The organism is Enterococcus dongliensis (genome assembly GCF_031927985.1).
Classification (GTDB): domain Bacteria; phylum Bacillota; class Bacilli; order Lactobacillales; family Enterococcaceae; genus Enterococcus_A; species Enterococcus_A dongliensis.
This window is the reverse complement of sequence record NZ_JARPZC010000001.1, coordinates 278,206-303,589: the sequence shown is the minus strand read 5'-3', so window position 1 is coordinate 303,589 and position 25,384 is coordinate 278,206. Positions and strand designations below refer to the sequence as shown.

Annotated in this window: 20 protein-coding genes, 25 tRNA genes, 1 rRNA gene, 1 riboswitch and 1 other annotated feature; of the genes, 40 read left to right on the top strand and 6 right to left on the bottom strand. The window is 40.7% G+C overall.

The features are described 5' to 3' along the window. The 29 genes from rrf to P7D84_RS01425 form a co-directional block, all read left to right on the top strand. Positions 1–77, top strand: a 5S ribosomal RNA gene (gene rrf / locus P7D84_RS13885); the annotation flags it as partial. A gap of 8 nt (positions 78–85) precedes the next feature. Next, a tRNA-Val gene (locus tag P7D84_RS01560) sits at positions 86–158 on the top strand. Positions 159–161: 3 nt separating this feature from the next. After that, a tRNA-Lys gene (locus P7D84_RS01555) sits at positions 162–234 on the top strand. Between the two features lie 9 nt (positions 235–243). Beyond that, a tRNA-Leu gene (locus tag P7D84_RS01550) sits at positions 244–325 on the top strand. Positions 326–343: 18 nt separating this feature from the next. Continuing rightward, positions 344–416 (top strand) — tRNA-Thr (locus P7D84_RS01545). A 4-nt stretch (positions 417–420) separates the two neighbouring features. Then, positions 421–492: transfer RNA gene (locus P7D84_RS01540), tRNA-Gly, on the top strand. Between the two features lie 22 nt (positions 493–514). Continuing rightward, positions 515–600, top strand: a tRNA-Leu gene (locus tag P7D84_RS01535). Positions 601–614: 14 nt separating this feature from the next. Further along, positions 615–688: transfer RNA gene (locus tag P7D84_RS01530), tRNA-Arg, on the top strand. A gap of 3 nt (positions 689–691) precedes the next feature. Continuing rightward, positions 692–765: transfer RNA gene (locus P7D84_RS01525), tRNA-Pro, on the top strand. A 14-nt stretch (positions 766–779) separates the two neighbouring features. Next, a tRNA-Ala gene (locus P7D84_RS01520) sits at positions 780–852 on the top strand. A 13-nt stretch (positions 853–865) separates the two neighbouring features. Next, positions 866–939, top strand: a tRNA-Met gene (locus P7D84_RS01515). 14 nt (positions 940–953) lie between these two features. Next, a tRNA-Ile gene (locus P7D84_RS01510) sits at positions 954–1,027 on the top strand. A gap of 15 nt (positions 1,028–1,042) precedes the next feature. Then, positions 1,043–1,132: transfer RNA gene (locus P7D84_RS01505), tRNA-Ser, on the top strand. 15 nt (positions 1,133–1,147) lie between these two features. Then, positions 1,148–1,221, top strand: a tRNA-Met gene (locus P7D84_RS01500). 17 nt (positions 1,222–1,238) lie between these two features. Beyond that, a tRNA-Asp gene (locus tag P7D84_RS01495) sits at positions 1,239–1,314 on the top strand. Position 1,315: 1 nt separating this feature from the next. Beyond that, positions 1,316–1,386 (top strand) — tRNA-Gly (locus tag P7D84_RS01490). 14 nt (positions 1,387–1,400) lie between these two features. Then, positions 1,401–1,474 (top strand) — tRNA-Ile (locus P7D84_RS01485). Positions 1,475–1,484: 10 nt separating this feature from the next. Beyond that, positions 1,485–1,556 (top strand) — tRNA-Glu (locus P7D84_RS01480). Between the two features lie 13 nt (positions 1,557–1,569). Next, positions 1,570–1,659, top strand: a tRNA-Ser gene (locus tag P7D84_RS01475). Between the two features lie 15 nt (positions 1,660–1,674). Beyond that, positions 1,675–1,748 (top strand) — tRNA-Met (locus tag P7D84_RS01470). Positions 1,749–1,765: 17 nt separating this feature from the next. Then, positions 1,766–1,838, top strand: a tRNA-Asp gene (locus tag P7D84_RS01465). Between the two features lie 5 nt (positions 1,839–1,843). Further along, a tRNA-Phe gene (locus P7D84_RS01460) sits at positions 1,844–1,916 on the top strand. Between the two features lie 8 nt (positions 1,917–1,924). Then, positions 1,925–1,995 (top strand) — tRNA-Gly (locus tag P7D84_RS01455). Between the two features lie 15 nt (positions 1,996–2,010). Further along, positions 2,011–2,084, top strand: a tRNA-Ile gene (locus P7D84_RS01450). A gap of 21 nt (positions 2,085–2,105) precedes the next feature. Then, a tRNA-Ser gene (locus tag P7D84_RS01445) sits at positions 2,106–2,193 on the top strand. A 13-nt stretch (positions 2,194–2,206) separates the two neighbouring features. Continuing rightward, positions 2,207–2,278: transfer RNA gene (locus P7D84_RS01440), tRNA-Glu, on the top strand. 111 nt (positions 2,279–2,389) lie between these two features. Then, positions 2,390–2,473: riboswitch (SMK box riboswitch) on the top strand. Beyond that, the gene (metK, locus tag P7D84_RS01435) at positions 2,471–3,661 is read left to right on the top strand and encodes a methionine adenosyltransferase (RefSeq protein WP_137603984.1); all 1,191 of its coding nucleotides are present in this window, start codon (positions 2,471–2,473) and stop codon (positions 3,659–3,661) included. (Overlaps the previous riboswitch by 3 nt.) A gap of 114 nt (positions 3,662–3,775) precedes the next feature. Further along, a complete protein-coding gene (locus P7D84_RS01430; RefSeq protein WP_311804786.1) occupies positions 3,776–5,254 on the top strand; it encodes an MDR family MFS transporter in 1,479 nt (492 codons plus the stop codon). A gap of 22 nt (positions 5,255–5,276) precedes the next feature. Then, the gene (locus P7D84_RS01425; RefSeq protein WP_311804785.1) at positions 5,277–6,065 is read left to right on the top strand and encodes an alpha/beta hydrolase; all 789 of its coding nucleotides are present in this window, start codon (positions 5,277–5,279) and stop codon (positions 6,063–6,065) included. Between the two features lie 4 nt (positions 6,066–6,069). Here the strand turns inward: P7D84_RS01425 and mnmM are convergent, their stop codons facing one another. From mnmM to P7D84_RS01410, 3 genes are read right to left on the bottom strand one after another with little or no spacing between them, the layout of a single operon-like run. Further along, entirely contained in the window at positions 6,070–6,633 is a 564-nt protein-coding gene (gene mnmM, locus P7D84_RS01420) for a tRNA 5-(aminomethyl)-2-thiouridylate-methyltransferase MnmM (protein WP_311804784.1), read from the bottom strand. Next, positions 6,608–7,588: a tRNA modification radical SAM protein MnmL/YtqA gene (gene mnmL / locus P7D84_RS01415; RefSeq protein WP_311804783.1), complete on the bottom strand. Its 981-nt coding sequence runs from the start codon at positions 7,586–7,588 to the stop codon at positions 6,608–6,610. The genes mnmM and mnmL overlap by 26 nt, the downstream gene beginning before the upstream one ends. After that, positions 7,585–8,244: a phosphatase PAP2 family protein gene (locus tag P7D84_RS01410; RefSeq protein WP_311804782.1), complete on the bottom strand. Its 660-nt coding sequence runs from the start codon at positions 8,242–8,244 to the stop codon at positions 7,585–7,587. The genes mnmL and P7D84_RS01410 overlap by 4 nt, the downstream gene beginning before the upstream one ends. Before the next feature lie 137 nt (positions 8,245–8,381). Beyond that, positions 8,382–8,574 (top strand) — a binding site (T-box leader). A gap of 194 nt (positions 8,575–8,768) precedes the next feature. Between P7D84_RS01410 and leuS the strand changes: the two genes are divergently transcribed. Continuing rightward, positions 8,769–11,282 carry a leucine--tRNA ligase gene (leuS, locus tag P7D84_RS01405; protein ID WP_311804781.1) on the top strand — a complete coding sequence of 838 codons (2,514 nt, stop codon included), beginning with the start codon at positions 8,769–8,771 and terminating at the stop codon, positions 11,280–11,282. A gap of 119 nt (positions 11,283–11,401) precedes the next feature. Here leuS and P7D84_RS01400 read toward each other — a convergent pair whose 3' ends face one another. Beyond that, positions 11,402–12,895: a UDP-N-acetylmuramoyl-L-alanyl-D-glutamate--L-lysine ligase gene (locus P7D84_RS01400; RefSeq protein ID WP_311804780.1), complete on the bottom strand. Its 1,494-nt coding sequence runs from the start codon at positions 12,893–12,895 to the stop codon at positions 11,402–11,404. A gap of 127 nt (positions 12,896–13,022) precedes the next feature. On the opposite strand from P7D84_RS01400, the gene P7D84_RS01395 reads away from it, so the two are divergent. The 8 genes from P7D84_RS01395 to P7D84_RS01360 all read left to right on the top strand — a co-directional run bounded on the left by P7D84_RS01395 (position 13,023) and on the right by P7D84_RS01360 (position 21,093). Next, the gene (locus tag P7D84_RS01395) at positions 13,023–14,654 is read left to right on the top strand and encodes a putative polysaccharide biosynthesis protein (RefSeq protein ID WP_137603976.1); all 1,632 of its coding nucleotides are present in this window, start codon (positions 13,023–13,025) and stop codon (positions 14,652–14,654) included. 379 nt (positions 14,655–15,033) lie between these two features. Next, positions 15,034–15,630, top strand: coding sequence for an aggregation-promoting factor (gene apf / locus P7D84_RS01390; protein ID WP_311804779.1), 597 nt, complete (start codon positions 15,034–15,036; stop codon positions 15,628–15,630). A gap of 461 nt (positions 15,631–16,091) precedes the next feature. After that, positions 16,092–17,228, top strand: a complete 1,137-nt coding sequence (locus P7D84_RS01385) for a 5-methyltetrahydropteroyltriglutamate--homocysteine S-methyltransferase (RefSeq protein WP_311804778.1) — start codon at positions 16,092–16,094, stop codon at positions 17,226–17,228. Between the two features lie 8 nt (positions 17,229–17,236). Beyond that, the gene (locus P7D84_RS01380; protein WP_311801360.1) at positions 17,237–18,280 is read left to right on the top strand and encodes a methionine ABC transporter ATP-binding protein; all 1,044 of its coding nucleotides are present in this window, start codon (positions 17,237–17,239) and stop codon (positions 18,278–18,280) included. Next, complete coding sequence (locus P7D84_RS01375) at positions 18,273–18,944, top strand: methionine ABC transporter permease (RefSeq protein ID WP_311804777.1); 672 nt, start codon at positions 18,273–18,275, stop codon at positions 18,942–18,944. The genes P7D84_RS01380 and P7D84_RS01375 overlap by 8 nt, the downstream gene beginning before the upstream one ends. 25 nt (positions 18,945–18,969) lie before the next feature. Continuing rightward, complete coding sequence (locus tag P7D84_RS01370; RefSeq protein ID WP_311804776.1) at positions 18,970–19,824, top strand: MetQ/NlpA family ABC transporter substrate-binding protein; 855 nt, start codon at positions 18,970–18,972, stop codon at positions 19,822–19,824. A gap of 16 nt (positions 19,825–19,840) precedes the next feature. Then, a complete protein-coding gene (locus P7D84_RS01365) occupies positions 19,841–20,314 on the top strand; it encodes an S-ribosylhomocysteine lyase (RefSeq protein WP_137603970.1) in 474 nt (157 codons plus the stop codon). An 8-nt stretch (positions 20,315–20,322) separates the two neighbouring features. Then, on the top strand, positions 20,323–21,093 hold the full coding sequence (locus P7D84_RS01360; RefSeq protein WP_311804775.1) for an SDR family NAD(P)-dependent oxidoreductase: 771 nt from the start codon (positions 20,323–20,325) through the stop codon (positions 21,091–21,093). Between the two features lie 92 nt (positions 21,094–21,185). Here P7D84_RS01360 and P7D84_RS01355 read toward each other — a convergent pair whose 3' ends face one another. After that, entirely contained in the window at positions 21,186–22,040 is an 855-nt protein-coding gene (locus P7D84_RS01355; protein ID WP_311804774.1) for an RluA family pseudouridine synthase, read from the bottom strand. Between the two features lie 217 nt (positions 22,041–22,257). On the opposite strand from P7D84_RS01355, the gene P7D84_RS01350 reads away from it, so the two are divergent. Further along, entirely contained in the window at positions 22,258–24,459 is a 2,202-nt protein-coding gene (locus tag P7D84_RS01350) for a PBP1A family penicillin-binding protein (protein ID WP_311804773.1), read from the top strand. A 66-nt stretch (positions 24,460–24,525) separates the two neighbouring features. Then, entirely contained in the window at positions 24,526–24,867 is a 342-nt protein-coding gene (locus P7D84_RS01345) for a YlbF/YmcA family competence regulator (RefSeq protein ID WP_137603966.1), read from the top strand. A 134-nt stretch (positions 24,868–25,001) separates the two neighbouring features. Here P7D84_RS01345 and P7D84_RS01340 read toward each other — a convergent pair whose 3' ends face one another. Then, positions 25,002–25,187, bottom strand: coding sequence for a hypothetical protein (locus P7D84_RS01340; RefSeq protein WP_137603965.1), 186 nt, complete (start codon positions 25,185–25,187; stop codon positions 25,002–25,004). Positions 25,188–25,384: the final 197 nt, after the last annotated feature.

The window sequence follows — 25,384 nt, the reverse complement described above, 5'->3', positions numbered from 1 at the left end:
TCGAACACAGAAGTTAAGCTTCTTAGCGCCGATTGTAGTGAGGGGTTGCCCCTTGTGAGATTAGGACGTCGCCACGCGAACTTATGGAGGTTTAGCTCAGCTGGGAGAGCATCTGCCTTACAAGCAGAGGGTCAGCGGTTCGATCCCGTTAACCTCCATTTGAGCCGTTAGCTCAGTTGGTAGAGCATCTGACTTTTAATCAGAGGGTCACTGGTTCGAGCCCAGTACGGCTCATAAGCATATGCGGGTGTGGCGGAATTGGCAGACGCACTAGATTTAGGATCTAGCGCCTAACGGCGTGGGGGTTCAAGTCCCTTCACCCGCATTTTATTTTTTTGTAGTTGCCGGCTTAGCTCAGTTGGTAGAGCATCTGATTTGTAATCAGAGGGTCGAGGGTTCAAATCCTTTAGCCGGCATCATGCGGAAATAGCTCAGTGGTAGAGCACCACCTTGCCAAGGTGGGGGTCGCGGGTTCGAACCCCGTTTTCCGCTTTCCTGAAGACCAGGGGAAAACGCCGGGGTGGCGGAACTGGCAGACGCACAGGACTTAAAATCCTGCGGTGAGTGATCACCGTACCGGTTCGATTCCGGTCCTCGGCATTAATAGAATAAACGCACCCGTAGCTCAATTGGATAGAGTACTTGACTACGAATCAAGGGGTTAGAGGTTCGAGTCCTCTCGGGTGCATTTCGGGAAGTAGCTCAGCTTGGTAGAGTACTTGGTTTGGGACCAAGGTGTCGCAGGTTCGAATCCTGTCTTCCCGATAGTAACAAATTATGGGGCCTTAGCTCAGCTGGGAGAGCGCCTGCTTTGCACGCAGGAGGTCAGCGGTTCGATCCCGCTAGGCTCCATTTTTGTTAATAACGCGGTGTAGCTCAGCTGGCTAGAGCGTCCGGTTCATACCCGGGAGGTCGGGGGTTCGATCCCCTCCGCCGCGATTTTATTCGAGCCAGGACCTTTAGCTCAGTTGGTTAGAGCAGACGGCTCATAACCGTCCGGTCGTAGGTTCGAGTCCTACAAGGTCCATAGTGACTCTTTTGTGGAGGATTACCCAAGTCCGGCTGAAGGGAACGGTCTTGAAAACCGTCAGGCGGGTAAAACCGTGCAAGGGTTCGAATCCCTTATCCTCCTTTTTAATACTATTATCGCGGGATGGAGCAGTCTGGTAGCTCGTCGGGCTCATAACCCGAAGGTCGTAGGTTCAAATCCTGCTCCCGCAATTAAAAACTAAAAATACGGTTCCGTGGTGTAGGGGTTAACATGCCTGCCTGTCACGCAGGAGATCGCGGGTTCAAATCCCGTCGGGACCGCCATGCGGGTGTAGTTTAGTGGTAAAACCACAGCCTTCCAAGCTGTTGTCGCGAGTTCGATTCTCGTCACCCGCTTTAGTTTTTATGAAGGGCCTATAGCTCAGCTGGTTAGAGCGCACGCCTGATAAGCGTGAGGTCGATGGTTCGAGTCCATTTAGGCCCATTAAAATTATGGCCCGTTGGTCAAGCGGTTAAGACACCGCCCTTTCACGGCGGTAACACGGGTTCGAGTCCCGTACGGGTCATTAATTTTTATTTGGAGGATTACCCAAGTCCGGCTGAAGGGAACGGTCTTGAAAACCGTCAGGCGGGTAAAACCGTGCAAGGGTTCGAATCCCTTATCCTCCTTTTTAATACTATTATCGCGGGATGGAGCAGTCTGGTAGCTCGTCGGGCTCATAACCCGAAGGTCGTAGGTTCAAATCCTGCTCCCGCAATTAAAAACTAAAAATACGGTTCCGTGGTGTAGGGGTTAACATGCCTGCCTGTCACGCAGGAGATCGCGGGTTCAAATCCCGTCGGGACCGTTTCTGGCTCGGTAGCTCAGTTGGTAGAGCAATGGATTGAAGCTCCATGTGTCGGCAGTTCGATTCTGTCCCGCGCCATCAGATTTGCGGGTGTAGTTTAGTGGTAAAACCACAGCCTTCCAAGCTGTTGTCGCGAGTTCGATTCTCGTCACCCGCTTTTAGTTTTTATGAAGGGCCTATAGCTCAGCTGGTTAGAGCGCACGCCTGATAAGCGTGAGGTCGATGGTTCGAGTCCATTTAGGCCCATTAAAAATCTTTTTGGTTTTTGGGGAAGTACTCAAGTGGCTGAAGAGGCGCCCCTGCTAAGGGTGTAGGTCGGGAAACCGGCGCGAGGGTTCAAATCCCTCCTTCTCCGTTTTTATTGTTTAGGCCCGTTGGTCAAGCGGTTAAGACACCGCCCTTTCACGGCGGTAACACGGGTTCGAGTCCCGTACGGGTCATCCTGAGACGTTTTTAACGTCTCTTTTTTTGTTTTTAAACTGATTTTTTGCAAATTTCTGATTTTGTAGGGAAATTTATTAGTGACAGGTGCTATTTTTCTGTTATAATCGAGTCGTTGCAAGTTCCCGATAGGCTCTGGAAAGGCCCAGAGATTCCTTGTAACCGAATAAAAATTAGGGGGAATATTTATAATGGAAGAACGTCGTTTATTTACATCTGAATCTGTTTCGGAAGGACATCCAGATAAGGTTGCTGATCAAATCAGTGATGCGATTTTGGATGCAATTTTAGAAAAGGATCCAAAAGCCAGAGTTGCATGTGAGACATCTGTTACGACTGGACTTGTTTTAGTTTTTGGTGAGATCTCTACTTCAGCATATGTAGATATCCAAAAAGTTGTGCGCAAAACAATCAAACGGATTGGCTATACAGAATCAAAATTTGGTTTTGATGGCGATAACGTGGCTGTTTTAGTCGCAATCGATGAACAATCACCTGATATTGCTCAAGGAGTGGATGATGCCTTAGAAACGCGAGGCAATGAGGACTCATTTGATGATATTGGTGCTGGAGACCAAGGTCTTATGTTTGGTTTTGCAGTAAATGAAACACCTGAATTGATGCCGTTACCTATTTCTTTAAGTCATCATTTAGTTAAACGTTTAGCTGATTTACGTAAATCAGGAGAAGTTGCTTACTTAGGACCAGATGCAAAATCTCAAGTTACTGTTGAATACGATGAAAATGGCAAACCATTACGTGTGGATACAGTTGTTATCAGTACTCAGCATAGTGATCAAGTTGAAAATGAAACGATTCAAAAAGATGTCATGGAAAAAGTAATCAGACACGAAATTCCTGCTGAATTATTAGATGAGAAGACAAAATACTTTATCAATCCAACGGGACGCTTTGTGATTGGCGGACCTCAAGGGGATGCTGGTTTGACTGGACGGAAAATCATCGTTGATACTTACGGAGGTTATTCTCGTCACGGCGGTGGTGCTTTTTCTGGTAAAGATGCGACAAAAGTTGACCGTTCAGCTTCTTATGCTGCTCGATACATCGCTAAAAATATCGTTGCTGCAGGCTTAGCCGAAAAAGTGGAAGTTCAATTAGCTTATGCGATTGGTGTGGCTCAACCAGTTTCTATTTCGGTCAATACGTTTGGTACAGCAAAAGTTTCTGAAGAAGCATTAATTGGTGCTATTCGTGAAAACTTTGATCTGCGTCCAGCCGGTATTATTGAGATGCTTGACTTGTTACGTCCAATTTACAGTGATACAGCTGCTTATGGCCATTTTGGTCGAACGGATGTGGACTTACCTTGGGAACATACAGATAAAGTCGCTGCATTGAAAGCAAGTTTGAATTTAGGATAAATCGTACAGACATAAATTATTTATGGAGTTCACGAGGCGGTTTCCATTGACTGTTGATCAATGGAACTGTCTCTTTTTTTGTTTATAGATTAAGAAATGAATTTGGAGGGAAAAATGAAAAGAAAAACAAATGTGAAGATTGTGACTGTAGGAATTTTTATTGCGACATTTATGTCTGCAATTGAAGGGACCATCGTGACAACTGCGATGCCAACGATTGTTGGTAGTTTACATGGAATAGAAATCATGAATTGGGTCTTCTCGATCTATTTATTGACAAATGCTATGATTACACCAATTTACGGAAAATTAGCTGATAAAATCGGAAGAAAGCCAATCTTTATCGTGGGAATCTTGCTATTTGTATTAGGTTCTGCATTGTGTGGGATGTCAAATGAGATGCTGACTTTGATCATCGCACGTGCGATCCAAGGAATCGGTGCTGGAGCAATCATGCCAGTATCATTAACAATCATTGCTGATTTGTATGATCTTGAAAAACGAGCGAAAGTTTTAGGACTAACAAGTGCCGCATGGGGAATCGCCAGTGTTTTTGGTCCTTTGGCTGGTGGATTGATTGTAGATACAGTAGGTTGGCATTGGATCTTCTTTATCAATGTCCCAATCGGCATAGGGTTGATTGCTCTATTGCAATATTTTTTTATAGAAGAGAAAAAGCAACATCAGGCTAAAAAGATGGATATGCTAGGCAGTTTATTTCTAATGATGACATTGCTGAGTCTCTTGTTAGGTTTTCAGTTACTAGGTGATGAAGGGATTTCACTAGCAGTAGTGGCTTTATTTGTTGCAAGTATTCTTGCATTGCTCTTTTTTATTCAAACAGAAAAGAAAGCAGAAGATCCAGTAATCAATTTGCAATTGTTCAGTAATCAGACTTTTGCTAGTGTGAATATCGTAGCGGCATTGATTAGTGGTTTTTTGATGGGATTAGATGTCTACATCCCGATGTGGATGCAAGGTGTTCTTGGCAAACCGGCTGGATTAGGTGGTTTGGTATTAGCGCCTATGTCGATCATTTGGATGTATGGGTCATTTTTATCAGGCAAATTATTACGTAAATATTCAGTTCGATCGATTCTTATTATGGGGCTGACGATTATTTTATTTGGTGGAGGGACTTTATTGGCGTTGCCGCAGCAAAGTCCATTTTGGCTGTTCTTCATCATTACAGGTGTTTTAGGTGTCGGTTATGGCTTATCGGTCACAACGACAACTGTTGAAGCACAAGCTAGTGTACCAAAAGAAGAAATCGGAGTGGCAACATCTTTCAATACGTTGTCACGGACGATCGGTCAGACAGTGATGGTTGCACTTTTCGGAATTATTTTAAATGTTGCAAATAATCATCAATTAGTAAAGGCAAAAATCACTGATCTAGATAGTATGAATCGTTTGATCAATCCTCACACCGCTTTGCAGATTGAGGTAGGATTGCGGATGAAATTACATAAGATTCTCTTTAATAGCCTGCATTGGGTGTATCTAGCGGGACTAATGCTGATTATTGTTGCATTGATTTTTAGTTTTATGGTTGGGAAATCGACTAAACATGGTAAACTAAATGAAGAATAAATGAACTGGAGGCTTTAACTGAATGGCTTTTTTACAGGTGAATGTCTATTCAAATGTGTTACAAATGGAAGTAATGGTAAATGTAATCTTGCCACAAACGACGCATAAAAAAATCGGAACCGAATCAACAGGCGTGACTGAAGACGTGACTGTGTTGTATTTATTGCATGGCATGGGAGGAAATCATAGTGTTTGGGAGCGGCGAACGTCGATTGAACGTTATGTTGCAGAGTATCAGATGGCGGTAGTGATGCCGTCAACCGATCTTGGCTTTTACACAGATACGACATATGACATGAATTATTGGACCTTCGTATCTGAAGAACTCCCTACGATTGTTCATGAACTTTTTCCTCAGATTACTTATAAACGTGAAAAGACGTTTGCGGCTGGCTTATCAATGGGCGGTTATGGTGCGTTGAAATTAGGTCTGGCAAAACCTGAAAACTTTGCGGCTGTGGCTTCCTTATCTGGAGCTGTTGTTCTGACAGATGTGGAAAGTTTGCTGTCGATACGTAATGAAGCATACTGGCAAGGAATATTTGGCCCGTTGGACCGCGTTCAAGGTTCGAAAAATGATCCATTGTACTTATTAGAAAAATTAGTGGATAGTAAAAAAACTGCACCACGTTTTTTCTTAGCTTGTGGAACAGAAGATGATCTGTATCCGGCTAGTCAGTACATGGCACATCAGTTAGAACAAAAGAATTTAGCTGTGACGTTTGAAGACGGACCGGGGAAACACGATTGGGTATTCTGGGATACTTGGATAAAACGTGTGCTAGAATGGTTCAATGAAAAGCACGACTGATTAATCAGTCGCACTTTTTTTCTACGCATAATAAAATAGGTGGATTGTTTTTTTGGTTGATGAATTGGTAGGTTAAGACCGTAAATTGTTCCTGCGACAAGTTTTGACAAAAATGTAAGACTTCATTTTTCTCGGTCTCACCACCAGCATGTCCATAATAGATCACGACAATCATTCGTCCGCCGACAGTCAAACGTTTTAAGATAGCTTGCATGGCTTGTTTAGTTGTTTCAGGCAAGGTAATGATTTGCTTGTCACTATTTGGTAAATAGCCTAGATTAAAAATCGCTGCTTGAATAGACTGATGTTTCGAAATATTTTCGTCGATTGTTTCATGACCTGCAAGGTATAAGGAGGTATGATCAATGAGATTTCCTAATTTTTGGCGTGTTTTTGTAAGTGCTTGTTCTTGGATATCGAAAGCATAAACATGACCGGTTGATCCAACTAGTTCAGCCAAAAATAAAGTGTCATTGCCGTTGCCCATCGTAGCGTCGATGACGTGATCTCCGCTAGTCACTACTTCGTTTAATAATTGGTGGCTAAAGTGTAAGGCTGTCAGCAACATGGTTAAAATCCTTTCTCAAAGCGAATTTTCCTTGATAAGAATCCCGGTGGAGTAATTCTTGATCGATCGCATTCAAGACTTCCCATTTTTTCAAGCTCCACATAGGTCCAATTAATGAGTCTCGCGGGGCATCTCCTGTTAGTCGATGGATGATGATGTCTTGTGGGATCATTTCTAATTGATCACAGATGACGGTAACATAATCTTTCTGACTCATTAATTGCAGATTTCCTTCGGCGTAATCACGCAACATTTTTGTGTTTCGCATCAAATGGAGTAAATGCAATTTGATTCCTTGGATATCAGAATCTAGGATTGTTCGGCGTACGTTTTCTCGCATCATCTCCAAAGACTCGCCAGGCAACCCATTAATTAAATGTGTACAAACTTGGATATTGTGTTTACGTAATCGTGCGACGGCGTCAACATATGTCGGATAATCGTGGGCACGATTGATTCGATCGCTCGTAGTTTCGTATGTCGTTTGTAATCCCAATTCTACCCAGAGATACAACCGCTGATTAAGTTCAGCTAGATACGCTACGACTTCGGGTGGCAAACAATCTGGTCGGGTACCAATGGATAGACCTACTACTCCCGGCAGATTGACAACTTGTTCAAACCGCTCGCGGATGATTTCTATCGGTGCATGAGTATTGGTGAAATTTTGAAAATAGACAATGTATTGTTCTACATGAGGCCATTTTTGATGCATCATATCTATCTCTTTGTGAAATTGCTGAGGCAGTGGATCACTTGGGGCGACGATCATATCACCAGAACCTGAGACACTGCAAAAGGTACAGCCGCCGTGAGCAACGGTGCCATCTCGATTGGGACAATCAAAACCGCCATCGATAGGCACTTTAAAAATCTTTCCGCCAAATTGTTGACGCAGCGCGTAATTCCATGAATGGTAGCGCTTGGTACTATCATCACTATATTGAAAGGTCATCGTTTTCTCCTAATCGCTTTTAGATCATAAGCTAATTTTTTCTGTTTGTAATAAGGATAAGTGAACAACAGCCAGCTGCTGCCCAAAAGTGCTCCGCCAAGAACGTCACTTGGATAATGGACACCGAGATAGATTCGGCTGACGATAATGCTAAAAATCAATAGCCCTGCGATACATTGAGCGATCCAACGAGGTGTTCTTTCTTTGAAGAACAATGCCATCACACAAATCAAAGTGCCGTATAATAAAGTGCTGGCTGTCGCATGGCCGCTAGGAAAACTAAAACTGTGTTCAGTCACCATATGAGGCAAAAGAGTCGGCCGTGCTCGTTGAAAGAATAATTTTAATAAGTGATTACCGATGCCGCTGATCAAAGCCATCGTGATGGCTAACCATAAGGCAGTTATTTTTTGCTTATTAAAATAGAACAAGCCGATAAAGACTACCGATAAAAGGGTGATCGTTGTTGGATTGGCAAATTTCGTCACCCATAAAAAATAACCATTCATTTGCGGATAGAGGCGATGGACTGCCTGAATGATCCCGCGATCGAAACTGGTTAGTGTTTCGGGATAAAAGCGGACAATATAACACAATGCTGCAAAAAAGAGCAAAGTGAAACTGCCGATCAATTGATAGAGTGCTTTATTTTTCATGGTTTTGTCTGATTCATCCTTTCTAAACAAAAGTATTATATCATGTTTCAACGAGGGGACAATTTTTTCCAAGATTTCTTAAAGGGAATTCAATTGAATATTATTTTAGAATCTGCTAAGATAAAACTACTTTGAATATTGTTGCTTGGAAGAGGAGTAGTAGAAACGAACGCATTTTAGAGAGCGCACGGTGCTGAGAGTGTGTATGCAAGACATTCGAACTTACCTTGGAGCATGATCGATTAGATCCGGTTAGGGACCGTTATTTCTTTTGAGGTCTGTTTTCTGACAGATAAAAATAGGTGGTACCACGTTTATTACGTCCTATGGAAGTTTCTTTGAGCTTTCGTAGGACTTTTTTTGCTAGGTCCGTTCCACGCGAACTTTTTTAAGTAGTAAAGTTGGGTGTGTGATGGAATCAAGACCGTTTTTCCTAGTTTGGAAAATGATTTTTGGAACCTGGATTAGCTATTAATTGTATGTAATGTTATCAAAAATAAGTTTATCTAAGTAGGAGGAGCAACATGAGTTACGATCACAAAGCGATTGAAAAAAAATGGCAAAAATATTGGGCAAAACATAATGTTTTCAATACCCAAGACGATCCTGAAAAACCAAAATTTTATGCATTAGATATGTTTCCTTATCCGTCTGGTCAAGGACTGCACGTAGGACATCCAGAAGGTTATACCGCAACTGATGCGATTTCACGGATGAAACGTGCCCAAGGATACAATGTGCTGCATCCAATGGGCTGGGATGCTTTCGGTCTACCTGCAGAGCAATATGCCTTAGATACCGGAAATGATCCGGCAGAATTCACAAAGAAAAATATTGAAACTTTTAAACGTCAAATCAATTCATTGGGTTTTAGCTATGATTGGAATCGTGAATTAAATACTACCGATCCTGAATATTATAAATGGACACAATGGATCTTTGAACGGATGTATGAAAAGGGATTGGCCTATGAAGCTGAAGTGCCTGTTAACTGGGTCCCTGAACTTGGGACAGTCATTTCAAATGAAGAAGTAATCGACGGAAAAAGTGAACGGGGCGGCTACGATGTGATTCGGAAACCAATGCGTCAATGGATGCTAAAAATCACTGCTTATGCGGATCGTTTATTAGATGACTTAGATACCGTTGACTGGCCAGAAAGCATCAAAGAGATGCAACGGAATTGGATCGGACGTTCAGTAGGAGCAAATGTCAGCTTTAAAGTAGAAGACAGCGAGGAAACCTTCACCGTATTTACAACACGGCCAGATACCTTATTCGGTGCAACTTATGCAGTTTTAGCACCAGAATTAGACTTAGTTCAAAAAATCACTACGCCTGAGCAAAAGACGGCTGTAGATGCGTATATCGAAGCAGCATCGAAAAAATCTGAATTGAACCGAACAGATTTGGCAAAAGAAAAGACTGGCGTCTTTACCGGAGCTTATGCAATCAATCCTGCTAATGGGGAAAAAATGCCGATCTGGATCGGAGATTACGTCTTAGCTTCTTATGGAACTGGAGCGATTATGGCTGTTCCAGCACACGATGAACGTGACTATGAATTTGCTACAACCTTTGGTTTGCCGATCATCCCGGTACTTGAAGGCGGCGACATAGAAAAAGAAGCCTTCACTGGCGATAGTGCCCACATCAATTCTGAATTTTTAGATGGATTGAACAAACAAGATGCGATTGATAAAATGGTGGCTTGGTTAGAAGAACATGGCTGCGGCAAAAAAGAAATCAGTTATCGTTTGCGTGACTGGTTGTTCTCACGTCAACGTTATTGGGGTGAACCAATCCCAGTCATCCACTGGGAAGATGGGACGACGGGCTTAGTTCCTGATTATGAATTACCATTAGAATTACCAAAAACAACGGATATCAAACCAAGTGGGACAGGAGAATCACCATTAGCTAACATCGATGATTGGGTCAACGTGATTGATCCAATTACAGGTAAAAAAGGTCGTCGCGAAACGAATACGATGCCACAATGGGCCGGCAGTTCATGGTATTATCTACGCTTTATTGATCCGCATAATAAAGAATCATTGGCTGATTATGATAAATTAGAACGCTGGCTGCCAGTAGATTTATATATCGGTGGAGCAGAACACGCAGTATTGCATTTACTGTATGTACGTTTCTGGCATAAATTTTTATATGATATCGGTGTCGTTCCAACGAATGAACCTTTCCAAAAATTATACAATCAAGGCATGATTTTAGGTCAAAGTTTCCGAGACAGTCGAGGAGCATTGGTTCCAACCAATCGAGTAGAAAAACGCGATGGTAAATGGTTCAGTCTTGATACTGGCGAAGAATTGGAAGAAGCTCCAGCTAAGATGAGCAAATCATTGAAAAATGTCGTAAATCCTGACGATGTTATCGAACAATATGGTGCTGATACCTTGCGGATGTATGAAATGTTCATGGGACCATTAGATGCTTCAATTGCTTGGAGTGAAAACGGACTTGAAGGTTCTCGTAAATTCTTAGATCGAGTATGGCGTCTGATTGTTGACGAGGAAGGCAAGATGCGTGACCATATCACTACTTTCAATGATGGGTCATTGACCAAAGTTTACCATCAAACAGTCAAAAAAGTGACAGAAGATATGGAACAGCTGCATTTCAATACCGCTATTTCTCAATTGATGGTCTTTGTTAACGATGCTTATAAGGCAGAAGCTTTGACGTATGAATACGTGGAAGGATTCGTGCAATTATTAGCACCGATTGCACCACATATCGCTGAAGAACTTTGGGCGATCTTAGGCCATGAAGAAGGAATTTCTCATGTGTCTTGGCCAATTTATGATGAAGAAGCCTTAGTTGAAAATGAGATTGAAGTGATCTTACAAGTAAATGGGAAAGTTCGTTCAAAAGTTATGGTTGCAGTTGACTTAGCAAAAGAAGAATTAGAAAAAATTGCGCTGGAAGATGAATTTATCCAACGCAATATCGAAGGTAAAACAGTCCGTAAAGTGATTATTGTGCCAAATAAATTGGTCAATATCGTAGCGAACTAAAGTAAAAGCTCCGTAGAAATCTACGGAGCTTTTTTGTATTGATTGATAATCAGAAAAAGAGATGAAGATTATAAAAAAGACAATCAAATCAATTGATATTAGCTGAACGAGTCAAACTATCATTGGATAAATTTTTCAGCTAAATGATAATCGCCCTCGTAAGGAAGACTTTCTCCATTGACTGTCATATATTTGTCGGTTCCTTTTCCGGCTAAGATAATCGCATCGTTAGGACCAGCGGTTTGAATCGCTTCTTTAATTGCTTTTTTACGATCAATCTCGAAATGTACTTGGACATGATTATTTTTGATTCCTTGCTGAATCTCATCAGCAATCTTTTTAGGATCTTCGAAGTTAGGATCGTCACTAGTCAGTACAGCGAGATCGGCATATTCTCCGATTGCTTGTCCTAAGCCTTCGCGGCGAGATTCTGCTTTGTTCCCGGTTGATCCGGTAATGACTACTAAACGACCAGCAGGATGCTGCTCTTTTGCAAAAGCCAGCAAGGATTTCATACTTAAATAATTATGGGCATAGTCTACATAAATATGGGCACCGTTTGATTTTAAAAGTAGATTCATGCGTCCTGGAACCAACGCCTCAGCTAAGCCTTGGTGACCAGCTTTTTGGTCTGCTCCAACAAGGGCGCTGGCTAGTAAAGCAGCAGCCGCATTTTCTTTGTTGAAATCGCCTGCCAATAAAATCTCATACGACCCGTTTAAATGAAAAGGATCCGGCGCACCTGTTAAAGAAAAAGCCAGCGGATGCTCTAGCGGCTGTATACAGTAATCTGCCTGTTTATTCCCATAGGTGATGACAGGAATATTTTTTTTCTTTGTTAATTCTAACAAAAGCTCGAAATGGTCGATCTCGTGATGCAAGATGACTTGGCGTGAATGAGCTACTAATTGTCGTTTGCAGTAGAAGTAATCCTCAAATGTCGGATGTTCGATTGGTCCGATGTGATCTGGGGAGATATTTAAAAAAATACCTACATCAAAAATCAAGCCGTAAACACGTGCGACTTTGTAAGCTTGAGAAGAAACTTCCATCACTAGATGAGTCATCTTATTTTCAACAGCTTCAGCCATCATTCGATACAAGTCCAGTGATTCTGGGGTTGTAAGTTTTGATTTGAAAAAGGTCACACCATCTAACGTAGTATTCAATGTAGATAACAGGGCTGTTTTTTTACTCGTCGTCCTATCTAAAATTTGTTTAGTAAAATAAGCAACGGTTGTTTTGCCCTTTGTTCCAGTGATTCCGATTATTTTTAATTTTTCTTGTGGATAGTCGTAAAAAGCCATACTCAAAACAGCTAAAGCTTTGCGGACATCGGTCACAATAATCGCCAACTCAGCAGAAACATCATAAGGTTGTTCGGCAAGATAACAAGTCAATCCTTCTGAGAGAGCTTGTTCTAAATAACGTTGTTGAAAGTTATTGCCTTTACAGAAAAACAGGGTGTCGGCAACAACTTCACGTGAATCATAAGTGATGTTGTTGAAAGTTTTGTCAAAAGGAGCCGTCAACGTCCAACGCGTTGGCGTGATAAATTCCCGTAAGAGTTTTTCTTTTTCAAGGATCTGTTGGATTTGGGTAAGTGTCAGCATGTTGAGACCTCCAATATATAGTCTATGCTATTATAGCATAGCTCAGTAAGAGAAAAAGTAAAGAGTGATTGTCAGAAGTGTGTTTTCGTTTTACTATAAAGAGGTAGCGATTTCAAAGGAGGAGACCATGAATAAAATCAATGAGCTGTCCTATCAAGAAAAGATGATTCAGGGTTCTGTTTGGTTATCCGTAGGCAATATTTTTTCACGTCTGTTAGGAGCCATCTACATTATTCCTTGGTATGCCTGGATGGGCGAAAATGCCCGAGCTGCCAATGGATTATTCAACATGGGCTACACGTTTTATGCGTTGTTCATGATGATTTCTACCGCTGGTCTGCCTGGAGCCATCGCTAAGCAGATCGCTCGGTACAACTCACTTGGCGAATACCGAACAAGTCGGCGGTTATTTACTAAAGCCTTGCAAATTACAGCGATTTTAGGAATAGTTTTCGGTGGCGTGATGTTTGTCGCTGCTCCTTTGCTGGCGCGTTTATCTGGTGGAGGATCTGCGTTGATTCCAGTAATCCAAGCATTGAGTGTGGCAGTCGTTGCTTTTCCATGTATGAGTGTTTTACGCGGTTATTTTCAGGGGCAACAAGATATGCGGCCGTCAGCTATCTCTCAATTAGTTGAGCAAGCACTTCGCGTGTTATATATGCTGTTAAGTGTCTTTATTATTATGAAAGTCATGAAGGGGGATTATTTGAGTGCCGTAATCCAATCAACTTTTGCGGCTTCCTTCGGGATGATCGGCTCTTATGGCGTGTTGCTTTTTTATTGGTTCAAAGAACGTAAATTCAGTGATCTGCAATTAGAGCAGAGCTTAAACAATGTGAAGATTGACACGAAAAAATTATTCATTGAAACAATTCGACAAGCGATCCCTTTTATTTTACTCGGCGGGGGAATCACTTTTTACAAATTGATTGATCAAGCAACGTTTATTCACACTATGGAAAGACATACAACTTATAGTCACGAACAATTAGTGGATCTATATGCCCTGTTTAGTGCCAATCCCGATAAACTAACGATGGTCGTAGTGGCATTAGGTACATCCCTTGCTTTGACAAGTTTACCGATGCTAACAGAACTTTTTACCCAAAAACGCAAACCTGAACTGGCCAAATTAGTAAATACGAACATCCAACTTTTTGTTTTTATTATGCTGCCGGCAGTTGCGGGTATGATGTTACTGGCATATCCATTGAATACAATTTTTTATTCCGCTGATGTGTTAGGAAGCCGGGTGTTGATCGCAGCTTGTTTAGCAGGGGGAATCTCAGCATTATTTATGATGCTGTCTACTACATTGCAAGGAATCTCCCATAGTCGTATCGCAGTGAGGTATTGGCTAGCCGGTCTATTTTTAAAAGCAGTCATTCAGATTCCGCTGATTGAATTGTTGGAAGTTTATGGCCCATTAGCTGCAACCTTTATTGGGTTGAGCTTAACTTGTGCTTTGTGTCTTTGGAAATTGCGTAGAGTCATTCACGCAAACTATCGGTTAGTTTTTCGCCGCTGTCTTTTGATTAGTATCTTAACAGTTTTGATGCTGATTGTGGCTGTAATCGTGCGACAATTAAGTTATCTATCTTTTGATCCAGCCTCACGTTTTTCTGCACTGATCATTTGTTTATTAACAGCTGGAATCAGTGGGTTGTTTTATTTTTATTTGAGCTTGAAACTACGATTGGCAGACAAATTAGTCGGACCTCAAGCAAGAACATGGCGCAAACGACTGAAAATAAAATAAAGATACTTTCACTCAATAAAAGGGTGGAAGTATTTTTTTGTGAGCCAATTATTGTAAAAAATCAGATAAAAATGCAAAAATTTCATTATGAGTTTTTTTACAAAAAGATTTCAATATTGCTGACGTCTTTTTTTGTAACACAGAAATAAAACAGTTACATTTATAAAAATAGCTATAAACAGCGGTTTTCATTTGATAATAGAAAAATTGATATATTTCAAAGTGACACACTAAGCAGTGTTTTGTTACATAGTTTTATCGTATTGTAATGTACTGTTACATGATTATTACCCATGAAATACAAAAGGATGGTAAAGTATCTCTCGTAGTCATAAAGACAAAAGAAAAAGAGATAAGAAAATACGGGGGAAATTACATAATGAAATTAGGGAAAACAGTTCTTTTTAGTACAGTATTAGCCGCAGGCGTAGGATTAGCAATGGGAGCTACAGATGCACACGCTGCAGAAACATACACTGTTGAAGCAGGCGATACTTTATCAAAAATTTCTCATAAGTTTGCTGGTAACGATAGTCTAGTAAGCAAAATCGCAAAAGCAAATAAAATTTCTAACGTAAACATGATTTTTGCAGGTCAAAAATTAACGATTGACGGCGAAGCTAAAGCTGAAAAAGCAGCAGTTCAAGAAACGACACAAGCAGCAGTTGTGGAAACACCAGTTCAAGAAACAACACAAGCCGCTCCTGCACAACCAGTTGCTGAACAACCAGCTGCACAAGCAACAACACCAACAAGCACAAATTCAGCTAAAGAATGGATTGCACAACGTGAATCAAGCGGTTCGTACACTGCAACAAACGGTCAATACATCGGACGTTACCAATTATCTGCATCATACTTAAACGGTGACTATTCTGCAGCTAACCAAGAACGTGTTGCTGATCAATATGTAACTTCACGTTACGGTTCATGGGAAGGCGCTCAAGCTTTCTGGCAAGCTAACGGTTGGTATTAAACTTACGATTATTTCCAAGCTAAGATCTTTGTGATCTTAGCTTTTTTTGTAGTGAAATTCGTGATTTCAACAATTATTTTTAAAAATAAATGAAAAATGTATTGACAAAACCAATATTAAATGTGATTATAGTGAACAAATAATGAAGCTTTGAAGAGAAGAGTAGCTGATAAGTAACAAGTACAGAGAACCCGGTCGGTGAAAAAGGGGATTGTAAAAGTCAGTGAAGATGAGCTCTGAGCAATTTGGTTTGTTCACGCAAACTAAACGGGAAGTGACCGATATATCACCGGGTATCAACAGGTACCGTTGAGGCATTGTCCGTGAGGAGGATGCAAATGAGGGTGGTAACGCGAAAACATTCGTCCCTTTATCTATTGTAAAAACAGTAGGTAAAGGGATGGATGTTTTTTTTCGTTTCATCATCTTTTCTTAAAAGCAAAAAATGGAGGAATTTTATTATGACAAAACGTACAACATCACCATTTAGCTATGACATCGTGGGAAGCTTCTTACGACCAGATAAATTAAAAGCAGCACGGACAGCCTTTGAAGCTGACGAGATTACCCAAGCAGAATTGACGAAAGTTGAAGATGAAGCCATCATTGATTTGATTAATAAACAAGAAGCAGCTGGTTTGAAAGCTGTAACAGATGGAGAATTCCGTCGCAGTTGGTGGCATTTAGATTTCTTCTGGGGATTGCAAGGAGTAGAATTTACTATTCCAGAACACGGCTACTTCTTCCATGGAGAAGAAACACGGCCAGGCACAGTAATCGTGACTGGAAAAATCTCTGGTGAACATCATCCTTTTGTAGAACATTTTAAATTCACACGTGCGCATACGAGTGAAGGAATCGAAGTAAAACAAACGATTCCAGCACCAGCACAGATCTTAGTAGAATTATTACGACCAGATGTCGTTGAAAAAGTTCGTGAAATTTATCCAACGAATGAATGCTTAATCGAAGACATCGTCAAAGCATATCGTCAAGTGATCGCCGATTTATATGCTGCTGGTGCACGGACGATCCAACTAGATGATTGTACTTGGGGCGTGTTGGTCGCACCGTTACCAGAAGGATTTATCGCAGAAGAAGACAAGGATGAAAAAGAAGTTCGAAAAGAATTGGCACAATTGTATTTATCAATCAACAATGCAGTTTTAGCGGATCAACCAGCAGACTTGATTTTAAACACACATGTTTGCCGAGGAAACTATCATTCTACTTGGGCAGCAGCCGGCGGTTATGACGATGTTGCTGATCCATTATTCACTTCTGAAAATGTCCATGCTTATTATTTAGAGTATGACACTGAACGTTCTGGCGGTTTTGAACCGTTAGCGAAAGTCAGCGGAGATAAAAAAGTCGTCTTAGGTTTGATTACTTCAAAAGATGGGACATTAGAAGATCGTCAACAAGTAATCGTTCGGATTCGTGAAGCAGCTCAATACGTACCGTTAGATCGTTTATCATTAAGCCCACAATGTGGATTTGCCTCAACTGAAGAAGGTAATATCTTAACAGAAGAACAACAATGGAACAAAATAGCCTTAATCAAAAGCATCGCAGAAGAGGTTTGGCCAGAAAAGTAGGGATAAAAATGGAAGCAAAAAAACGACCAGTAATTGAATTACAAGATACCGTGGTGACTTTCAAACGTAATCAAGGAACGATTACTGCCTTAGATCATGTTTCTCTAGCAATCGAACCAGGTGAAATCTATGGAATCATCGGCTATTCAGGAGCGGGGAAAAGTACATTGATTCGAGTAATCAATCATTTACAAGTACCAACTTCTGGAAAAGTCATTGTGAATGGGCAAGCGTTAGATGATCTGGATCAGCGGCAGTTTCAAAAAGCTCGAAAAAAAATCGGGATGATCTTCCAACATTTTAATTTAATGAATTCACGGACGGTTTTAAACAACGTGGAGTTCCCGTTATTAGGTGAAAAACTTAGTAAAACAGAACGGCGGGAAAAAGCGTTGGCTTTGTTAAAATTAGTGGAACTTGAGGAGCTTGCAGAAGCATTTCCCGATCAACTATCCGGCGGTCAAAAACAGCGAGTAGCAATCGCCCGAGCTTTAGCGAACAATCCTGATATTTTAGTCAGTGATGAAGCTACCAGTGCGCTAGATCCTAAGACAACATTATCAATCTTGAAATTACTTCAGCGTTTGAATCAACAATTAGGTTTGACAATCGTTTTGATCACCCATGAGATTCAAGTGATTCAGACGATTTGTCATCGCGTGGCTGTTATGGAAGCTGGTCAGATTATTGAACAAGGAAAAGTAGCAGAAGTTTTTATGCGCCCGAAAAAACAGCTGACTAGAGAATTCATCGATACTTCTATCAATGTCCAAGAGGCATTGAATCGAATCCGGCAAAGCAATCTGCAAGATCTTTACTTATTGAAATTTATTGGAGAGACGACTAATCAAGCCGTAGTAACAGAAATGGCCCAAAAATTTCAAGTAGCTGCGAATATTCTTTTTGCTAATGTGGATCAAGTGGATCATTTGACAGTAGGGATTATGATCTTAAATTTGAGCGGCTCTGAAGTGTCTGCGAGTGTGGAGTATTTGCGACAACAAGGTGTTGAAGTTGAAGTGATCAAAAAGGAGGTGCACAGCCATGAGTAGTTTGTTTCCCCACGTGATAACGATGCAAGAAACAATTTGGCAAGCTACATTGGAGACGTTTTATATGACTGTTGCCTCCGCGGTGATTGCTGGCGTGATCGGTCTTTTGACTGGTTTATTACTGGTCGTGACACAGCCTGGCGGAATCGTTCAAGATCGTAGTTTTTATAGTGTGTTGGATAAAGTAGTCAATTTATTGCGAAGCGTCCCGTTTATTATTTTGCTAGCAGTCATTTCACCTTTAACAAGCTTTCTTGTTGGAACAACCGTTGGGGCAACGGCGGCTTCGGTACCATTAGTGATGGGAATCTTTCCTTTTTATGCACGGCAGATCCAAAATGCGTTACAAGAAGTTGGTCAAGGAGTGGTGGAAGCTGCTCAGTCGATGGGATTGAGCAATCGGGAAATTATTTTCCGCGTATATTTGCGGGAAGGGTTGGCAGACATCATTCGTGTTTCTACCTTGACAATCATCAGTTTGATTGGATTGACGACGATGGCAGGAGCTGTTGGCGCTGGTGGCTTGGGCAATGTAGCAATCAGTATCGGTTACGCCCGTTTTCAAAATGATGTGACGTTTGTTTGTATGATTATCTTATTAGTAATGGTATTTGCGGTTCAATTTATCGGTGATCGGCTGGCGAGCCGGTTTACTAAGTTTTAACATTTCGAGGTAGGAGAGAAAAAGTATGAAAAAATTATTCGCTCTTTTGGGCGTAGTAGTGGTTTTGATCGCTGCTGGATTTGGAATCCATCAAGTAAGCAGTCAATCACAAAAAAAAGAATCTAAAACAATCATCGTCGGTTCACAAGGTTCTGACTTTCAAATTTGGCAACACATTGCCAGCAGTCCAGAAGCCAAAAAAGCCGGCTTGAAGATTCAAGTTAAGGAAATCACTGATGGGGTACAGTTAAATAAAGCGACCGCAGATGGAAGTGTTGATGTGAATGCTTTTCAATCGTATTCTTATTTCAAAGCGTTCAATCAAGAGAACAAGAAAAATCAATTGGTCAATCTTGGAACAACGTATTTAGAACCATTAGGAATCTACTCTGAAAAAGTTCAATCATTGGAAGAACTTCCTGACCAAGCGACAGTCGCTATTGCAAATAATCCAGCCAATACAGCACGTGGATTGTTACTTTTACAAGAGGCCGGCTTGATTAAACTAAGTGACGATTTTGGTCCGTTAAGCGGTGTTGAAGAAATTGCGGAAAATCCTAAACATCTCGTTTTCAAACAAATCGATGATACGACTGGTCCACGAGTGTTGAAATCAGTTGATGCAGTATTGATCTCTAATACCGTTGCTCTAGACGGTGGCTTGAATGTGTTAGATGATTCCTTGTTCCATGAAAAAGTGGATCAAAGCACTAAAAATAATATCAATATCTTAGCAACAGCTAAAAGCAATGAAAAAAATGGCAACTTCAAAAAATTAGTGAAGTTATATCATAATAAAACGATTCAAGATTATATTGAAAAAGAGTATAACGGAACAAAAATTGAAGTGGTCAAATCATTAAGTTATTTAGAAAAATAAAAGGAGTGTTTTAATTATGGCAGAAGTAGAAAGTTTTACATTAGATCATACAAAGGTAAAGGCACCATATGTCCGCTTAATCGCTAAAGAAGATGGGGCAAAAGGTGATGTAATCACGAATTTTGATTTACGATTTGTGCAACCAAATGAAAATGCAATCCCAACAGCTGGTTTGCATACAATCGAACATTTGCTAGCTGACCTATTGCGTGATCGGTTGACCGGTGTGATTGATTGCTCACCATTTGGCTGTCGGACTGGGTTCCATTTGATTGTTTGGGGCGAACCAACTGCTCATGAAGTTGCAGTGGCGTTAAAAGAATCATTGGAAGAAATCGCAGAAAAAACACAGTGGGAAGATGTTCAAGGTACGGATATCGTCAGCTGCGGGAATTACCGCGATCATTCATTATTTTCCGCAAAAGAATGGTCGAAAAAAATAGTTGCTGAAGGAATCAGTGACGATCCGTTTGAACGTCATTTGGTCTAGGTAAGAAGATGTTTCCAGAATTAAAAGATAAGATCGTATTAGTGATTGGCAGTAGTCAGGGGATCGGTAAAGCAGTTGTCAAAACGTTTTTAGATAACCAAGCAAAAGTGATTGCTGCAGATATTGCTTATGATTTTATCGAACTGCATGCAGTTAGCCCAAAATATTTCCAGACTCATTTAGACATCAGCCAAGAAGCGGAAGTTTTGGCATTGAGTCAGCAGTTGATTAATACGAATTCGGTTCCAGATATCGTCGTCGATGTCGCAGGAATCTCAACGATGGATTTTCTTGTTGAGAGTAAGACCAGTGATTTTGACAAAACGTATCAGGTCAATACCCGCGGTGCGTATCTAGCTGCTAAATATTTTACGAGTGCCATGATTGATCATGGAAAAAAAGGACGTTTAATCATGATTGCTTCTCAAGCAGGAAAAAATGGTTACCGTGGAATGGCCGCCTATGTTGCTTCTAAACATGCCGTGTTAGGATTGGTAAAAACATTAGCCATTGAGACAGCGGCCAATCAAATTTTAGTGAATGCTGTTTGTCCAGGAATCATCGAAACAGAGATGAAACAACGAGAAAGAGTAGAAGGTGGCGCATTACGCGGACTAAGCGCTGAAGAAATTCGTCAAGAAGATATCAGCCAAGTGCCGTTAGGGCGAACAGGAACGCCGCAAGATGTTGCCAATGTAGTATTATTTCTAGCAAGTCCATTGGCCAGTTATATGACCGGTCAAGCACTCAACGTTACGGGCGGTATGACGATGCATTAAAAAAGAGATATCCGAACTAGATAGACTGTAAGCGACTGTTTGAAACAGTAGCAAGATCTATCTAGTTCGGATATTTTTTTGTCACAATATGTTTATTTCCACAAACCAGGCAATGCTTGAACAGAAATTAAGCGGCTAGTAAAAGGATGGGTTAGATGCAATTCATAGGCATGGAGCATCAATCGTTTTTGTGCTTTTTTACTATATAATGGATCGCCGACGAGTGGATGGCCGATACTAGCCAAATGAACACGGATTTGATGTGTGCGTCCTGTTTCCAATTGACAAAAAATTGCAGTCTGAGTAGGAAAAATCTGCGCGACTTGAACATGTGTCACGGCTGTTTTGCCGCCTTTAGGATCAATCCGACGTTTTCTGCGGTCATGCCGATCGCGACCGATTTTTTTATCAATAGTGAGATCTTGAGTGATTTTTCCGTAAACAAGTGCCTGATAGCGGCGAAAGATTTTTTTTTGTTCTAACAGACGTCCTAAGATTGGTAGGACAAACGGATTTTTAGCAAATAAAATCGCACCGCTGGTTTCTTTATCCAAACGGTGGACCACGTGTGGTTGACAATCAGGAGCTAGATAGGCTGCTAAATGATTCAACAATGTGTCTTGTTCTTCGGGTTGATTTGGATGTGTTTTCATCCCATAAGGTTTATTAACGATAATCAAGTGTTCGTCTTCGTAAAGAGGATCAATCAAAGTAGAATCGCCGAATAAAATCGTACGTTTGGGATAATCCTCAGCTTCAACAAAGACGGTAACCTGATCACCTGAATGAACCAAATCTTGAAAATGGCAAGTTTTGCCGTTGATCAATAGTCCTTTACGTGTACGAATAAAATGACGTACTTTTCGCGGTACGAGCCATTCTTTTTCTAATAAATCTTTGACCGTCATAACATTAAATTGTTTGGGCAACGTCATCGTAAATTTCATCAGATCGCTCCTTGTTTTATTCTTCATTTAAACGTAGCTGAAATTTATTTTCTGGCTTATTGTATCACTTTTAACGGATATTTAAGAAAAAAAACAGTTTTTCCTTGAGAAGCCGTGCTAGAATATTTGCAAGTGTGCCTCAGTCTCAAGTCCCAAGCGGCAAGGGAGTGTTTTATGGTACACTGTGTCTGAATTTTAACAGAATGGAGATCAAAAAATGGATTTTCAGGAAATTTGGCGTAAATGCAAACAAGGGGCAAACGTATTTTGGCAGAAATTTCGTAGTGGAACGAAGATTTTTTGGCAATGGGTCAAGCCGTACTTGATTCAATTTCATCATTGGCGCAAACGAATCTGGAAAAAATATCATGTTAATAAAATCTTGCTCTTATTGACACTCGTAGGTGTTTTGGTAATGAGTGTCTATTTATTTTTCTTAGCAAAATCGGTCAATGTGGAAACTTTACAATCTAGTTTGAAACAATCGACAGTCATCTATGATAAAAAAAATGAACAGGCAGGGTCGCTTTACGGACAAAAAGGAACTTATGTAGAAAGCGATCAGATTTCTTCTTATTTAAAAGATGCGGTGGTTTCAACAGAAGATCGCAATTTTTATAAACATCATGGTTTTGACATCAAAGGGATTGCCCGAGCAGCAGTCGGTTTGGTCACTTCTGGTCATATCGTAGGCGGTGGGAGTACATTGACCCAGCAGCTGGCTAAAAATGCCTATTTGAGTTTGGATCAAACGTTGGAGCGAAAAGCCAAAGAAGTTTTTATGGCGATTGAGATTGAAAAGAAATACGACAAAGAACAAATCTTGACGATGTACTTGAATAATGCCTATTTTGGTAACGGTGTTTGGGGTGTTCAAGATGCCTCAAGAAAATATTTTGGGGTAGATGCCAATCAATTGACTCTTGGAGAAGCGGCAACAATCATCGGTATGTTAAAAGGCCCGAATATTTATAATCCAATCGATAATTTAGAAAATGCAGTAAATCGGCGAGACACTGTACTTTCGGTTATGGCAGAAACAGGAAAGATATCTAAAGAACAAGAATCACAAGAAAAAGCTGTGGATCTTGGCGCAGAATTAAATGACACATATTCATCTGCTGATGCTGGGTATCGTTATCCTTCTTACTTTGATGCGGTCATTGATGAAGCAGTAGAACGTTATGGGATGTCTGAAAAAGATTTGTTGAACAAAGGATATAAAATTTATACTTCTTTGGATCAGGATTATCAAAAACAAATGGAAGCTGTTTATGCTAACAACGCCAATTTTCCAGCCGATGCCGAAGATGGTGCGATGCCGCAGTCGGCTTCTGTAGCGTTGGATCCGAAAACCGGCGGCGTTCAAGCATTAGTTGGTCGGCGCGGAGAACACATTTTCCGGAGTTATAACTTTGCGACGCAAATGCGGCGTTCGCCGGGTTCGACAATCAAACCGCTGAGTGTGTATTCTCCTGCTTTAGAAGCTGGGTATAAACCAGACAGCATCTTGAAAGATGAGCCGCAATCGTATTACACTGCAAAAAATTATGATGGGACCAATCAAGGAGAAGTGCCGATGTATCAAGCGGTCGCTCAAAGTTTGAACTTGCCTGCAGTTTGGTTATTGCATGAATTAGGCTTAAACAAAGGCTATAACAAAGTTGAAGAATTTGGTATCCCATTAAGTAAATCAGATAAATATTACGGACTGGCCTTAGGCGGGTTAGAAAAAGGAACTTCACCGATGCAAATGGCCGCAGCTTACGGTGCTTTTGCTAATGAAGGTAAAGTTTATGAACCACATCTAGTTACAAAGATCATTGATTCAACTGGTGCAGTGATCGAAGACAATAGTTCACCTAAATACGAGCAAGTAATCTCAAAAGAAGTAGCAAATGAAATGACTAGTATGTTATTAGGAACTTTTTCAAATGGAACAGCCGCTCAAGCTGCACCAGCTGGATTTACTGTTGCTGGTAAAACGGGGACGACTGAGACCAACTTTGATGCAAATAAGGTCAATGATCAATGGATCATCGGTTACACGCCCAATATCGTAATCTCTACGTGGTTGGGATTTGAAAAAGTAAGTGCAACTCATTATTTAAGTGGTACGAGCGGTTCAGAAGTTGGTCAAGTTTTTAGAGCAGAAGCAGAATCAATCTTGCCATATGCCGGCCAATATTCTTTTGATGTTGCTGATGCATATGTTACTGGCGGTCAAGTCGTTGCAGCGGATCAAGTAAATCAGGAAGGTCAAAATGCAAGCAACGGTCAGTGGCGAGAAGAGCTGAAAGAAATAGGCGGCAAAGCCAGTGAAGGCGCCGCAAGCTTCTTTGAAAAAGCAAAAGCAGGCGCTGATAAATTGATGGAAAAAGGGCAAGAATTATGGCAGCAATATCAGCAAGGAAATTAGGGTGTGAACCCGTTTCCATTCATGTTACAATAGAAAAGTAACTTTTATAGAAAATGAGGGAAAAAAATGGCAAACATCTATGATTCAGCAAATGGATTAGAACGTGAAATCCGCGAACTACCAGAATTTAAATCTTTAGAAGCGGCTTTTGCGGAATTAAAGAAAAATGAAACAGCCTATGCGGCGTTCAAAGACTTCCAAGCATTCCAACAAAGCTTGCAAGAAAAACAAATGCGTGGAGAAGATTTCAGCGACGATGATGCTGCACAAGCACAAGCTTTAGCTGAAAAAGTTCAACAAGAAGAATTGATCAATGAACTAATGGTGAAAGAACAAGCTTTCAGCGTGATCATCAACGACTTGAACCGAATCATCATGACACCAATTCGTGAATTATACGAAGGTTAATTAGAGAAGGAAGTTGCGATGCAAAACAGCATCGCAACTTTTTTTATAAAGTCTAGGTTATTGGAAAAATTAGGCGATCAAAAAATAAAAAACGTTGGAAACTCCGACTCAAATGAGTAGGGTCTCCAACGTTTTTATTTGAAGAATTTTTTGAATTGATCTTTCAATTCATCGATCTTATCAGCATTTAGGAATGTTTTGGCTTTATCATAGTAATCACCTAGCTCATCTTTGTGCTCCTCAATAAAGATTTTAGCTTTTTCAAGCTGACCGTCATTCAATAATTCTTTGGCTTTTTTGATCAGTTCCTCGCGATTCATCTACATACGCCTCCTTTTATACTAGCTTATAACATAACCGTGAGTTTGCTGAACATTTATGCTTGAAAACAGCGATGGTTAAATCCAAGATTTTAGTTCATAGTGTTTTTTAATGAAGAGACTGGTTTTATAAAATACGAACAAGTTTTCGCTTTTTTGTGGTAAAATATACAAGATTATAGAGTAGAACAACACAC

Coding starts and splice junctions, on each gene's coding strand:
- P7D84_RS01385 (WP_311804778.1), top strand. CDS start 16,092: ATGACAAAACGTACAACATCACCATTTAGCTATGACATCGTGGGAAGC.
- P7D84_RS01350 (WP_311804773.1), top strand. CDS start 22,258: ATGGATTTTCAGGAAATTTGGCGTAAATGCAAACAAGGGGCAAACGTA.
- P7D84_RS01425 (WP_311804785.1), top strand. CDS start 5,277: ATGGCTTTTTTACAGGTGAATGTCTATTCAAATGTGTTACAAATGGAA.
- apf (WP_311804779.1), top strand. CDS start 15,034: ATGAAATTAGGGAAAACAGTTCTTTTTAGTACAGTATTAGCCGCAGGC.
- P7D84_RS01380 (WP_311801360.1), top strand. CDS start 17,237: ATGGAAGCAAAAAAACGACCAGTAATTGAATTACAAGATACCGTGGTG.
- P7D84_RS01360 (WP_311804775.1), top strand. CDS start 20,323: ATGTTTCCAGAATTAAAAGATAAGATCGTATTAGTGATTGGCAGTAGT.
- P7D84_RS01430 (WP_311804786.1), top strand. CDS start 3,776: ATGAAAAGAAAAACAAATGTGAAGATTGTGACTGTAGGAATTTTTATT.
- P7D84_RS01370 (WP_311804776.1), top strand. CDS start 18,970: ATGAAAAAATTATTCGCTCTTTTGGGCGTAGTAGTGGTTTTGATCGCT.
- leuS (WP_311804781.1), top strand. CDS start 8,769: ATGAGTTACGATCACAAAGCGATTGAAAAAAAATGGCAAAAATATTGG.
- mnmM (WP_311804784.1), bottom strand. CDS start 6,633: ATGTTGCTGACAGCCTTACACTTTAGCCACCAATTATTAAACGAAGTA.
- P7D84_RS01365 (WP_137603970.1), top strand. CDS start 19,841: ATGGCAGAAGTAGAAAGTTTTACATTAGATCATACAAAGGTAAAGGCA.
- P7D84_RS01395 (WP_137603976.1), top strand. CDS start 13,023: ATGAATAAAATCAATGAGCTGTCCTATCAAGAAAAGATGATTCAGGGT.
- P7D84_RS01375 (WP_311804777.1), top strand. CDS start 18,273: ATGAGTAGTTTGTTTCCCCACGTGATAACGATGCAAGAAACAATTTGG.
- P7D84_RS01410 (WP_311804782.1), bottom strand. CDS start 8,244: ATGAAAAATAAAGCACTCTATCAATTGATCGGCAGTTTCACTTTGCTC.
- metK (WP_137603984.1), top strand. CDS start 2,471: ATGGAAGAACGTCGTTTATTTACATCTGAATCTGTTTCGGAAGGACAT.
- P7D84_RS01400 (WP_311804780.1), bottom strand. CDS start 12,895: ATGCTGACACTTACCCAAATCCAACAGATCCTTGAAAAAGAAAAACTC.
- P7D84_RS01340 (WP_137603965.1), bottom strand. CDS start 25,187: ATGAATCGCGAGGAACTGATCAAAAAAGCCAAAGAATTATTGAATGAC.
- P7D84_RS01355 (WP_311804774.1), bottom strand. CDS start 22,040: ATGAAATTTACGATGACGTTGCCCAAACAATTTAATGTTATGACGGTC.
- P7D84_RS01345 (WP_137603966.1), top strand. CDS start 24,526: ATGGCAAACATCTATGATTCAGCAAATGGATTAGAACGTGAAATCCGC.
- mnmL (WP_311804783.1), bottom strand. CDS start 7,588: ATGACCTTTCAATATAGTGATGATAGTACCAAGCGCTACCATTCATGG.